Below are 12,167 nucleotides of genomic sequence, written 5' to 3' on the forward strand. Positions count from 1 at the left end.
ACGTCTATCTCTCCGGCACGTTCGGACTGCAAGTCCCCGCAGGCAGCGTCGGCGCCGGGCTTCCGTTCCAGGAGATCGTCAGCTCGGGCCCGGCGTTCGGCGGTGTGCTGGGCGTCGGTGCCGGCGCGGCGGTGGTGCCCTCGTGGGGGTTCGTGCCGGTGCTGCTGCTGGGATGCGTGCTGGCGCTCGCCTCTTCCGGGCTGTGCATGAGGCTCCGCCAGCCGGGGCGGTTCCTGCCCGGCCTGCCGCCGCGGGGAGTGCCGGCGTCCACCACCTAGGGCAGCAGGTCGTCGAGGTCGGGCTCGCTCGAGAGGATCCTCTCCTTCCTGGCGAGCCTGACGATCGCCGCCACCGAGTCCTCGTTGACCTCCGGTACCCACTTCGGCAGGACCATGTTCGGGATGACCGCCTGCGGGATCTTCGTGTAGGTCGGGAGGATCCGGTGCACCTCCTCGGGGTGGCCTTCCGCGTAGGCCAGTGACTCCTTCATCGCGTCGGTGAAGCGGCGGGCCAGGTCCGGGTTGTCGGCCAGCATCTTCTTCGACGTGAAGTACTGGGCCACGCTGAGGTTCGGCGCCAGGTCCACCAGGCTCGACGCGAGCGGCCGGCCGCCCTGGGACACCACGATCTGCTGGAACGGCTCGACCACGAACGCCGCGTCCACCCGGCCCGCGGCCAGTGCCGCCGGCATCTCCGGGAAGGCCAGCTTCACGTACTCGATCGACTCCGGGTCGACGCCCGCCTTCACCGCGGACGCGCGGACCGCCAGCTCCACCACGTTCTGGAGCACGTTGACCGCGACCTTCCTGCCGGCGAGGTCCGCCACCGACGTGATCGGGCTGTTCCCCGACACCATCAGCGAGCCGAAGTCCCTGCCGGCGACACCCGTGGAGTCGTCGCCGTTGATGAGGACCTTCACCGGGAGTCCCTGCGACTGCGCGAGCAGCAGTGTCACGATGTTGCTGTAGCCGAACTGCAGGTCGCCGCTGAGCACCGCCGGGATCGTCTCCGTGCCGGCCTCGGCCGGCCTGAGGGTCAGGTCGATGTTCCGGTCGGCGAAGAACCCCTTCTCCTTGCCCAGGTAGATCGGCGCCACGTCCACGATGGAGATCAGCCCGACCGTGACGGCGTCCGGGCGGCCCGGCTGTGACGAGGAAGCCGGTGCGCCGCAACCCGCGGCGGCCAGCGCGACAGCGGTCAGGGCAACAGCGAGGCGCTTCACCGGATGCTCCCATGTTCGGACAGCGAACAGCGGTTCTGCACACGAACGCTATGGCCACGCGCGCCACCCCGTCAACCGGCGGCGTTTCACTCAGCGAAACGGACGTCTTGTCGGAAGATCCGGGCTGCCAACAGCATTCCTGCCGTGACAAGCAGCGCACGCGGGCTCGCCGGCCGGATCTTCCGGGTCGACGAGTTCGGCGTGGTCGCGGCGCTCGTCGCGCTCGTGCTCGTCATCGGGGCGTTCCACCCCGCCTTCCTCGACGTCGACCAGCTGGTGGACGTCGTCGCGCAGGCCGCGTTCGTCGGCATCCTCGCCTGCGGCATGACCTACCTGCTCGCCATGCGGGAGCTGGACCTGTCCGTCGGCTCCACCTACGCCCTGTCGATCGTCGGCGCGGCCACGCTGGTGCAGCACGGGCTGGATCCCTGGCTGGGGGCCGCGGCCGGGGTCGTGCTCGGCGCGTTCCTCGGCGCGGTCAACGGGTTCATCGGGGAGGCCGTGCGGATTCCCTCGATCATCACCACGCTGGGGACGCTCTCGCTCTACCGCGGGCTCGCGCTCGCCGTCAGCGACGGCCGGAACGTCGCCGACCTGCCGCGCACGCACGCCTTCTTCACGATCGTCGGCGGGGACCTGTTCGGGGTTCCGGTGCCGGTGTGGGTGCTGCTGGTCGTCGCGCTCGTGCTCACGGTCGTGCTGCGCGGCACGCGGTTCGGGGCCACCGTGCGGGCCATCGGGTCCAACCCCGACGCCGCGCGGTTCTCCGGGATCTCCCTGCCGCGCACCAGGGTCCAGGTGCTCACCCTCTCCGGCGCGCTCGCCGGGCTGTCGGGGATGCTCACGCTCGCGTTCTTCGCCTCCGGTGACCCCACCATCGGCAACGGGTACGAGCTGCAGGCCATCGCGGCCGCGATCATCGGGGGCACGCCGTTGCGCGGCGGGTCCGGCACCGTGTGGGGCTCGGTGCTCGGCGCGGTCATCCTCGGCACCGTCGCGAGTGGACTCGTCTACTTCGGGGTGCCCATCAACTGGAACCTCTTCGCCACCGGTGTGGTCATCCTGCTGGCCGTCGCCATGGACAGCCTGCTGCGCAGGCGGCGTGCGGCGGCCAGCTTCCTGTGAGGAGAACAGCAGTGCGGTTAGCGGCGATCGTGGCGGTGGTGCTGGTACTGGGCGGCTGCGGGTCGAGCGCCGGCGGGTCGGGCACGCGGCTCGGGTTCGCCGTCGCCACCACGAGCGAGGACTTCGCCCAGCAGATGGCCGACGGCGGCAAGTACGCGGCGTCGGCGTTCGACGGGGTGGAGGTGCGGGTGAGCGGACCGCCCGGAGTCGACGGGCCGGCCGAGGTGAAGCTCCTGCAGGACCTCGGCCGCACCGCCACCGACGGGATCGCCGTCATGAACCTCGCGCCGGACCTGTTCGTCCGGCCCATGGCGGACATCGCCAGGAAGGACATACCGCTCGTCGCCGTCGACACCGCGCCGCTGGACGGCAGCGACGTGCGCACCTATGTCGGCAACGACAACCTCGGCATCGGCCGGATGCTCGCCGACGAGGCGATCCGGCTGCTCGGGCCGAACGCCAACGGGACCGTGGTCGTGGGCACGACCGTGCCCGGGGTGCCCGTACTGGACCAGCGCGCGAAGGGCATCAAGCAGGCGTTCGCCGAGAAGCTGCCGAACGTCCACGTGCTCGGCCCGTTCGAGACCAAGATCGAACCCACGCAGAACTTCAGCATCTGGAACGGCCTGGTGAAGGCCAACCCCACCGCGCTCGCGTTCCTCGGCACCGGCGACCAGGACAGCTACAACCTCGCCAAGATCAAGCAGGAGAACCACGGCACCTACCTGACCGCGGGCTTCGACCTCAACGCGGCGACCCTGCGGGCGGTCAAGGACGGCACGAACTTCGCCACGCTCTCGCCGGAGCACTTCATGAAGGGCGCCGTCGCGATCCGCCTGCTCTCCGAGGCCGCCACGAAGGGGAAGGCGTTGCCGGAGGGCTGGATCGACTCCGGTGCGCTGCTCGTCACCAAGGACAACGTCGACGAGATCATCGCGCGAGGGCGGTCGGACGCCGCCAAGGACGAGTACTTCGGCCCGAAGCTCGACAGGTTCTTCGCCGACCTCGACGCGCACCTCCGGCCGCTGAAGGACGCGAGCTAGGTGTACCGGGCAACGGGAGTGCGCAAGCGGTTCGGCGGGGTCACCGCACTCGCCGGGGTCGACTTCGCACTGGCGCCGGGGTCCGTGCACGCCCTCCTCGGCGAGAACGGCGCGGGGAAGTCGACCCTCGTCAAGATCCTCGCCGGCGCCCTCGCCCCGGACGCCGGCAGGCTCACCCTCGACGGGAGAGCCGTGACGTTCCCGAACACGCGCGTCGCCGCTCGACGCGGGGTCGCCGTGGTCTCCCAGGAGCTGAACGTGTTCCCGGACCTCGACGTGCTCGCGAACCTCGTCCTCACCAGGGAGCCGCGGCGGGGCGTGCTCGTCGACCGCGCGGAGATGGCCCGGCGCGCGGCACCCGTGCTGGCGGAGCTGGAGTTCGATCGTCCACTCCGGACGAAGCTGGGCGAGCTGACGCTGGCCGAGCGGCAGCTCGTGGAGATCGCGCGGGCACTGCTGGACGAGCCGACGGTGCTGATCCTCGACGAGCCGACCTCCGCCCTGCCGGTCGACCGGGCCGAGCACCTGCTGGGCATCGTCGACCGGCTGCGGAACCGGGGCGTCGCCGTGCTGTACGTGTCACACCTGCTGGCCGAGGTCATGCTGATCGCGGACGAGGTGACCGTGTTGCGCGACGGCGGGGTCGTGCTCGCCCGGCCGCGGACGGAGTTGGCGGTGAAGGACATCGTCACGGCCATGGTGGGCACCGTGCCCGCGCGGCCGGCACCGGTCGCCCGGGACGCCGGGGGCGACGCCGCGCTCGTGCTGGCGGACCTGTCCGTGCCCGGGGTGCTCGACGGCGTCAGCCTCTCGGTGCGGCGCGGGGAGATCGTCGGCTGTGCCGGGAAGGCCGGCTCCGGGCACTCGGCGGTGCTCGAGGTCGTCGCCGGGTTGCGCACGGCCGCGCGGGGCCGGGTCCGGTTGCCGTCCGGGCGGACCGCACCGCGCACGATCCGCGGGGCCGTGCGGTCCGGGGTCGCGCTCGTGCCGGGGGACCGGGCGCGGGTCGGGCTCATGCTCGACATACCGGTGTGGGACAACGTGAGCGTGGTCAGCTCCGGCGCGCTCGGCCGGTACGGGCCGCTGCCCGGGCGGCGCAGGCTCGTGGCGGCCGCGGAGCGGCTGGTGCGGCGGCTGCGGATCCGGGCCGACTCGGTGCACGACCTCGTCGGGCGGCTGTCCGGCGGGAACCAGCAGAAGGTCGTGTTCGCCAAGTGGCTGGCCGCCGAGCCGGACGTCGTGCTGCTGGACGATCCCACGCGCGGCGTCGACGTCGGCGCCAAGGCGGACATGCACGAGATCATCCGCGAGCTGGCGGCCGCCGGGCGGGTGGTGCTGATCAGCTCGACCGACCCGGACGAGCTGGTCGAGCTGTGCGACCGGGTGGCCGTGTTCCACCGCGGCCGGCTGTGCGCGGAGCTGTCGGGACACGAGCTGACGCAGGCCGCCCTGCTGCACGCCGAAGCCACCGGGGAGGCCGTCCCGTGACCGTCGCCGTCGTCACCGGTGCCGCCAACGGCCTCGGCCAGACGTTCGCCCTCGCGCTCGCGCGGGCGCGCTACCGGGTCGCGGGGTTCGACGTCGCGGCTCTGGACGAGACCGAGAACCTGGTGGAGGCGGCCGGGAGCGAGCTGCTCCCCGTGCGGTGCGACGTGCGGGACCCGGAGTCCGTCGACGCGGCGGTCGAGGCGGTGGTGCGGGAGTTCGGCGCACTGCACGTGGTCGTCAACAACGCCGGGATCTACCCGCCGATCCCCTTCGCCGACACGACCATCGACGACTGGCAGCGCATCATGCGGGTGAACCTGGACGGGCCGTTCCTGGTCACGAAGGCGGCCGTGCCGCACCTGCGGGCGGCGGGGTGGGGGCGGATCGTGAACATCGTGTCGGCGGTCGTGTTCCTCGGCCCGCCCGAGCTGGTGGCGTACACGACGTCCAAGGCCGGGCTCGTCGGCTTCACCCGCGCGCTCGCCACGGAGCTGGGCCCGGACAACATCACGGTGAACGCGATCGCGCCCGGCCTCACCCACACCGCGACCGCGGCCAGGACGACCGGCGCGCACGGCGGGTTCGAGCGGGTGCGGGACCTGCAGTGCGTGCCACGGATCGAGGAGCCGGAGGATCTGGTGTCGACGCTGCTCTACGTGTGCGACAAGGGAAGCGGCTTCCTCACCGGGCAGACCATCAACGTCGACGGCGGCTCGGCCAAGCACTGATGATGCTCGGGGATCAGGAGATGGCGACGCTGGCGCGGTTCTGCGAGCTGGTGGTGCCCGGCTCGGCGACCGTCGACCCGGTGTCCTATGTAGAGCGTGCGCTGGCGGGGATGTCGCCCGTCGAGGAGGACCGGGTCCACGCCGCACTCGGCCTCGTGGTCCGGTATCTCGACGCGCCGGAGCGGATCGCGGACACCGAGGGCTTCCAGCTGCTGCGCGCACTGGCGATCGAGGCGTTCTACGGCGACTACGCCCCGCCCGGCCACGAGGGCCCGACGGGTCACGCGGTCATCGGCTACGCACCGCCGGGGACCCGCTGGCTCCGCAAGGACTGGACCTTCCTCGACCAGCCCCGCCAGGACGGGCGTGGTCAGCGTCCCGAGAGCGCCTTTCCCGGCGCTGGGCGGGAGTCGGCGGAGGTGGTCGTGGTCGGGTCGGGCGCCGGGGGTGGGGTGATCGCCGCCGAGCTGGCGCGGCGGGGGCACGACGTGCTGCTCATCGAGGCCGGCGGGTACCACCCGGCCGAGGACCGGGTGCGGTTCGAGCTGGCCGCGCGGCACCAGCTCTGGTGGCCGCACCGGGCCACCGTGCCGCGGACCGATGACGACGAGCCCGTCGCGCTGCTCGCCGGGCGGTGCGTCGGGGGCACGACGGTCATCAACACCAAGGTCGCCATGCGGGCCGCGGACTTCGACGTCGAGCGGTTCGCCACCGAGACCGGCTCCACCCTGACGATGGACGACCTGCTCCCCTGGTACGCCCGGGTCGAGGAGCGGCTCGGCGTGCGGGTCCGGGCCGACTGGACGCCCAGCGTGCACCGCGTCGAGGCCGGGTTCGCCGCGGTCGGCGCCGCACTCGAACCGGTCCGCTCCTACACCGACTACACCTGCACCCGGTGCGGCGCCTGCACGACCGGCTGCCCGACCAACGCCGGCCGTGACGCGCTGAACACCTTCCTCGCCCCGGTCCTGGCCCGCGACGAACTGCGCCTGTCGACCCACCGCACAGTCACCGAGGTCCTGCTGGACGGCGTGAAGGTCGCCGGTGTGCGGTACCGGAGTCCCGACGGCACCACCGGCACGGTGTCGACCAGGGTCGTCGTGCTCGCCGCCGGCAGCCTCGGCACACCGCAGATCCTCCTGCGCAGCGGCGGCTACCTGGCCCTGGACACGCCGAGCACGAGGCTGGTCGGGACGACGCTCGGCCTGCACCCCGCGCGCCTGGTGTACGGGCTGTTCGACGAGCCGGTCGACTGCCACCTGGTCTACCCGATCACCGCGCACTGCCTGGCCCACCAGCGGGACTTCGTCGTCGAGGGCACCACCATCCAGGAGCCGGTGAGCTTCGCGACGAGCATGGTCGACGTGCGGGGCCGCCCGCTGTGGGGCGCGGACCTGGCCGCCGTCGTGCGCGGGTACCGGCGCTGGGCGGGCCTGCTCGCCATGGCGAACGACGAGAACACCGGCACGGTCGAGCTGGACCCGGCCGGGAGGGCCGTGTTCACCAAGGGCTTCTCGGCGGCGGAGCGGCGCAGGCTCGACGACGCGCTCGCGTTCACCACCGAGGTGCTGACCGCGGCGGGCGCCCGGCGGGTGGTGTGGAGCGGGCTCTCGACCTCGCACGTCCAGGGCAGCGCCCGGATGGGCGCGGACCCGAACCGCTCGGTCGTCGACGACCGGGGGCGGGCACACGGTGTGGACGGACTGTACGTGGGTGACGGGTCGGTCGTGCCGGCGTCGCTGTCGGTCAACCCGTCGCTGACGATCATGGCGCTGGCCGCGATGATCGCCGACAACCTGGCTGGAGAGCTCGCATGACTCCTATCGAGGCGCTGCTCGAGATCCTCCGCGACGAGGGCGTGACGAAGATCTTCGGCAACCCCGGCACGACCGAGCTGCCGTTGCTGGACGCGTTGGCGAGGACGCCGGACCTCGAGTACGTGCTGGCCGTGCAGGAGGCGTCCGCGGTCGCCATGGCCGACGGGTACGCGCGCGTCACCGGGCGGCCGGCGTTCGTGAACCTGCACGTCGCGGCCGGGCTCGCCAACGGCCTGATCGGCCTGCTCAACGCGCGGCGGTCACGCACTCCCCTGGTGGTCACGGCGGGACAGCAGGACCGCAGGCACCTGCTCGAGGACCCGATGCTGGGTGGGGACCTCGTCGGCATCGCCCAGTCGGCGACCAAGCAGGCGGTGGAGGTGCAGCACGCGCGGGACCTGCCGGTCGTGCTGCGGCGGGCGTTCGCGCTGGCCGCCCGGCCGCCGGCCGGTCCCGTGTTCGTCGGTATCCCCATGGACCTGCTGCGGGAGGACGTCGAGGTCGAGGTGCCCCCGCGGGCACCGGTCCCGCCGCGTGGGCCGGCCGCCGGGCTGGCGGAGGCGGCCCGGCTCCTCGCGAGCGCCGAGCGGCCCGCGATCGTGGCGGGTGACGGTGTCGGGCGGGACGACGCGGTGGCCGAGCTGGTCGCACTGGCCGAACGGCTCGACGCGACCGTCTTCCACCATCCGATGCACGATCGGCTGAACTTTCCATTCAGCCATCCGTTGCACGCGGGCATGATCGCGCCACGGAACGCGGCGGTCCGGGAGTCGTTGGCCGGTCACGACGTGGTCTTCGTCGTCGGCGCGCACGCCTTCTCCCCGCACCACTACACGCCCGGCTCACCCATCCCGCCCGGCACCCGGGTCGTGCAGCTCGACGAGGACCCGGCCGAGCCGGGCCGGAACTTCCCCGTGGCGCTGGGCCTGGTCGGCGACGTGAAGGCGTCGCTCGCCGAGCTGGTCGCGCGGACCGGGTCCGTCGAGCGGTCGAGTCGGGCGGGCGGGGCGACGACCCGAGACGTGCCGGCGACGGTGGACGTGCCGTCCACCGTGGACATGCCGGCCACGGTGGACGTGCCGGACGCGGTGGGCGTGCCGCTCGAACCGGTCGTCGCGGCGCGGGCGATCGCCGACGGGCTGCCGCCGGACGCGGTGGTGCTCGACGAGGCCATCACGGTCGGCGTCCTGCTGCGGCCACTGCTGCGGCTCGACCGGCCGGGCTCGTTCGCGCACACGGTCGGCGGCGGCCTCGGCTGGGGCTTCGGCGGGGCCGTGGGGACGCGCATGGCGCAGGACCGCCCGGTCGTGGCCGTGCTGGGCGACGGGTGCGCGATGTTCGGCCTGCAGGGCCTGTGGAGTGCCGCCCGGTACCGGGTTCCCGTGCTGTTCCTGGTGATGAACAACGGCGAGTACCGCACGCTGAAGGACACGCTCGGCGAGTTCTACGGTCCCGGCCCGCACCCCGGGATCGAGCTGGGGCGGCTGGACTGGACGAAGGCGGCGGAGTTCTTCCGCGTCGCCGCGCGGCGGGTGACCAGCGACGCGGACCTGCGGGTGCTGGTCGCGTCGGCCGGGTCGCTGACCGCACCCCTCCTGGTGGATGTGCCGTTGCGCTGATGGGCACCCGCGACCAGGATCGGACCATGGCCACACCGCCGCCGAAGTCGGTCCTGGCTCGTGGGTTGCTGCTGCTGGGCGCGTTCGGCGCGGCGGACGTCGAGTTGACGCTGGCGCAGCTGTCCGCGCGGACCGGGCTGCCGAAGCCGACCGCGCACCGGCTGGTCGCGGAGCTGGTGGCGTGGGGTGGGCTGGAGCGCACGGAGAGCGGCTACCGGCTGGGGATGACGCTGTTCGTGCTGGGCCAGCGGGTGCCCCGGCAGCGGAGCCTGCGGGAGGCCGCCCTGCCGTACCTGGAGGACCTGTACGAGGCGACCCACGAGAACATCCACCTCACGGTCTTCGACTCGACGGACACCTTGTTCCTGGAGAAGGTCACGGGCCGCCGCTCCATGCCCATCGTGTCGCGCGTCGGCGGCCGGCTGCCGGCCCACTGCACGGCCAGCGGGAAGGTGTTCCTGGCGCTGGGTCCGCCGGCCTACCTGCGGCGGGTTGTCGACTCCGGGCTCCACCGCCTGACCGCCAGGACGATCATCATGCCGGGGCTGCTGCGGCAGGACCTGGCACGCACGCTGGAGCGCGGCTACGGCATCAACCGCGAGGAGTCCGAGACCGGCGTGGTCGCGGTGGCCGCCCCCGTGCACGACCACCGCCGCCGGGTCGTCGCGGCCCTGTCCATCGCGGGTTCGGCCCACCGCCTGGACCTGGAACGCCTCGCGCCGGCCGTCCGCACCGCGGCGCTGGCCCTGTCCAGGGAAATGGCCGCGAACGTCCGGTAGGCGGGGATGCCGGACCTGGGAGTTGACTGTGTATGTCGGTGAATACTTGACAATCTTGAGAAACCGCCGTGTCCCGTTGTGATCTGCGCTTCATCCACGGTATCTATTGGACGTGTGACTGCCATCACTGACTGTGAAGGCGCTCACGGGTGCCCCAGGACGGACACGGCGCGACTGTATGCTGTAGGCAGTCGACAACAACCTGTCGCGCACATGGCAAGACCGTACTAACTCTCGTTGGAGACACCATGCAGGAGTTGCCGAAGGAACTGGCTGCTCGCCGGATCGATCGGCCGGTACCCCTGCGTGAGCACGTCTACCAGGCCATGCAGGAGCTGATCATCTCACGGCGGCTGGCGCCCGGCCAGCACCTGGTGGAGAGCGAGCTGGCGCAGATGCTCGGGGTCTCCCGGCAGCCGGTGCGCGAGGCACTGCAGTGGCTGAACAACGAGGGCTGGGTGGACCTGCGCCCCGGCTACGGCGCCTTCGTGCACGCACCGACGCCGGACGAGGCCGACCAGCTGCTCGCCGTTCGCTCGCTCCTCGAGAGCGAGTCGGCGCGGTTGGCGGCGCTGCACGCCGACGAGGAGGGCATCGCGCAGCTGCGGGACCTGAACAGGCAGGGCCTGGACGCCGTGGCCGAGGACGACATCGACCGAGCCGTGGCCCTCAACGCGGCCGTGCACCGGTGTGTGACGGAGCTGTCCGGGAACAAGGTGCTGCTCGACTTCGCGACCCAGGTGGACCGCCGGGTGCGCTGGTACTACACGCCGATCGCCCGCCAGCGCGGCAAGCAGTCCTGGCAGGAGCACGCGAGGGTGATCGACGCGATCGAGAACCGGGACGCCGAGGCCGCCGCCCAGATCATGAAGGAACACACCGAGCGGACGCGGAAGTCCTACCTCGAACAGCGCGACGCCGAGGGTGACCAGGAACAGGTCATCGAGCTGCCCGCGCGCCGCCGTCGGCGGACGCCCAACAAGGGCTGAGTCTCCCCCACCGCAGCGGGCTCTCCTGCTCGCTCGACCAACCCCGGTCGCGTCGACGTGGCCCGGGTCCAGCAGTGCTGCCCGCGAGGTGGAGCAGTACCTGCGTGAGCAGGCCATGGGGAGTGTGACGCCCACCTCCGTCTAGAACCCCGGCATGGGGGAACCCGGTGCGGTGGTTGAGAGAGGCGGGAACCGGGACGCGGGATAAGGAACTCAGCGGGGCTGGGCCACGGTCCGTATGGCCCAGCCCCGCCAGACCCTAACGGCCACACGCCGACTTCACCATGAGGTCAGGCCAGTGCGCGCGGGGCCGGTGGGGCCGGCCCGCGGTCCGCGCGGGCCGGCCCCACCGGGTCCTTCAGGCGGGATCGCCGTTCGGAACCGGTTGTTCCTCCGCCCCGGTGACCTCGTCCAGCTCCTTGTCGCGGTCGCGGCCGCCCTTCCACAGGCTGATGACCGCGGTCAGCACGAGCACGCCGATGATCACGCCGAGCGACCACAGGATCGGGATCTCCGGGGCCCACGAGACGCCCTGGTGGTGCAGTGTCTCCACGACCAGCTTGAAGCCGATGAAGCCGAGCACCACGGCCAGCCCGTACGACAGGTACACGAGCCTCTCGATGAGCCCGCCGATGATGAAGTACAGCTGCCGCAGGCCCATCAGCGCGAACGCGTTGGCCGTCAGCACCAGGTAGGGCTCCTTCGTGAGCCCGAAGATGGCCGGGATCGAGTCGACCGCGAACAGCAGGTTGGTGGTGCCGATCGCGATCATCACGATGAGCATCGGGGTGAACAGGACCTTCCCGTTCACGCGCGTGGTGAGCCTCGCGCCGTCGTACTTCTCCGTCGCCGGCAGGACCTTCTTGGCGGCGCGGAGCATCACGTTCTCCTTGAACTCCTCCTCTTCCTCGTCACCGCTGATCGCGAGCTGGACGGCGGTGTAGAGCAGGAACGCGCCGAAGAGGTAGAACAGCCAGTCGAACCTGGCGATCGCCGCGGAACCCAACGCGACCACGATCACCCGCAGTACCAACGCGATCACGATGCCGACCGACAGCACCTTCTGCTGGTGCTCCCGCCGCACCGCGAAGCTCACCATGATCAGCATGGTGACGAACAGGTTGTCCACGGACAGCGAGTACTCGGTGATCCAGCCCGCGAACAGCTCACCGCCGTACCTGGGGCCCTTGAACAGCAGTATGGCGAGCCCGAAGAGGATGGCGAGCCCCACGTAGGCCGTGATCCACAGCACGCACTCCTTGAGCGTGGGGTGGTGCGGGTTGCGCGAGACGATGTAGAAGTCGGCGCAGATGATGGCGGTCAGGCCGACTGCGGTGACAGCCCATAGCCACAGGGG

The 12,167-nt window shown here is 71.6% G+C and carries 10 protein-coding genes and 1 pseudogene; 9 read left to right on the plus strand and 2 right to left on the minus strand.

Annotated features, from left to right (window positions below; all coding sequences use genetic code 11):
• Positions 1–278 (plus strand): annotated as a pseudogene (locus ACJ73U_RS34725) (hypothetical protein); the annotation flags it as partial.
• On the opposite strand, the gene ACJ73U_RS34730 reads toward ACJ73U_RS34725, so the two are convergent.
• Positions 275–1,222 (minus strand): ABC transporter substrate-binding protein, encoded by a 948-nt coding sequence (locus ACJ73U_RS34730; RefSeq protein WP_407781989.1) that lies wholly within the window; start codon positions 1,220–1,222, stop codon positions 275–277. The pseudogene ACJ73U_RS34725 and the gene ACJ73U_RS34730 sit on opposite strands and share 4 nt — an antisense overlap.
• 144 nt (positions 1,223–1,366) lie before the next feature.
• Here ACJ73U_RS34730 and ACJ73U_RS34735 point away from each other — a divergent pair, with 144 nt between their 5' ends.
• From ACJ73U_RS34735 to ACJ73U_RS34770, 8 genes are all read left to right on the plus strand, one after another.
• Positions 1,367–2,347 carry an ABC transporter permease gene (locus ACJ73U_RS34735; protein ID WP_407781990.1) on the plus strand — a complete coding sequence of 327 codons (981 nt, stop codon included), beginning with the start codon at positions 1,367–1,369 and terminating at the stop codon, positions 2,345–2,347.
• Positions 2,348–2,358: 11 nt separating this feature from the next.
• A complete protein-coding gene (locus ACJ73U_RS34740) occupies positions 2,359–3,390 on the plus strand; it encodes a sugar ABC transporter substrate-binding protein (protein WP_407781991.1) in 1,032 nt (343 codons plus the stop codon).
• A complete protein-coding gene (locus tag ACJ73U_RS34745; RefSeq protein WP_407781992.1) occupies positions 3,391–4,878 on the plus strand; it encodes a sugar ABC transporter ATP-binding protein in 1,488 nt (495 codons plus the stop codon). It begins immediately after the preceding gene.
• Positions 4,875–5,606 (plus strand): SDR family NAD(P)-dependent oxidoreductase, encoded by a 732-nt coding sequence (locus tag ACJ73U_RS34750; protein WP_407781993.1) that lies wholly within the window; start codon positions 4,875–4,877, stop codon positions 5,604–5,606. The genes ACJ73U_RS34745 and ACJ73U_RS34750 overlap by 4 nt, the downstream gene beginning before the upstream one ends.
• 20 nt (positions 5,607–5,626) lie before the next feature.
• A complete protein-coding gene (locus ACJ73U_RS34755) occupies positions 5,627–7,423 on the plus strand; it encodes a GMC family oxidoreductase N-terminal domain-containing protein (RefSeq protein ID WP_407781994.1) in 1,797 nt (598 codons plus the stop codon).
• Positions 7,420–9,042 carry a thiamine pyrophosphate-binding protein gene (locus ACJ73U_RS34760; protein WP_407781995.1) on the plus strand — a complete coding sequence of 541 codons (1,623 nt, stop codon included), beginning with the start codon at positions 7,420–7,422 and terminating at the stop codon, positions 9,040–9,042. Before ACJ73U_RS34755 ends, ACJ73U_RS34760 begins: the two co-directional genes overlap by 4 nt.
• A gap of 26 nt (positions 9,043–9,068) precedes the next feature.
• A complete protein-coding gene (locus tag ACJ73U_RS34765) occupies positions 9,069–9,821 on the plus strand; it encodes an IclR family transcriptional regulator (protein WP_407781996.1) in 753 nt (250 codons plus the stop codon).
• A 248-nt stretch (positions 9,822–10,069) separates the two neighbouring features.
• A complete protein-coding gene (locus tag ACJ73U_RS34770) occupies positions 10,070–10,810 on the plus strand; it encodes a GntR family transcriptional regulator (RefSeq protein ID WP_407781997.1) in 741 nt (246 codons plus the stop codon).
• Positions 10,811–11,168: 358 nt separating this feature from the next.
• Here ACJ73U_RS34770 and ACJ73U_RS34775 read toward each other — a convergent pair.
• The coding region (locus ACJ73U_RS34775) for a TerC family protein (RefSeq protein WP_407781998.1) at positions 11,169–12,167 on the minus strand (999 nt) is incomplete at its 5' end.

This window comes from Actinophytocola sp. (assembly GCF_045807065.1).
GTDB lineage: Bacteria > Actinomycetota > Actinomycetes > Mycobacteriales > Pseudonocardiaceae > Actinophytocola.

Coding starts and splice junctions, on each gene's coding strand:
- ACJ73U_RS34755 (WP_407781994.1), top strand. CDS start 5,627: ATGGCGACGCTGGCGCGGTTCTGCGAGCTGGTGGTGCCCGGCTCGGCG.
- ACJ73U_RS34760 (WP_407781995.1), top strand. CDS start 7,420: ATGACTCCTATCGAGGCGCTGCTCGAGATCCTCCGCGACGAGGGCGTG.
- ACJ73U_RS34765 (WP_407781996.1), top strand. CDS start 9,069: ATGGCCACACCGCCGCCGAAGTCGGTCCTGGCTCGTGGGTTGCTGCTG.
- ACJ73U_RS34770 (WP_407781997.1), top strand. CDS start 10,070: ATGCAGGAGTTGCCGAAGGAACTGGCTGCTCGCCGGATCGATCGGCCG.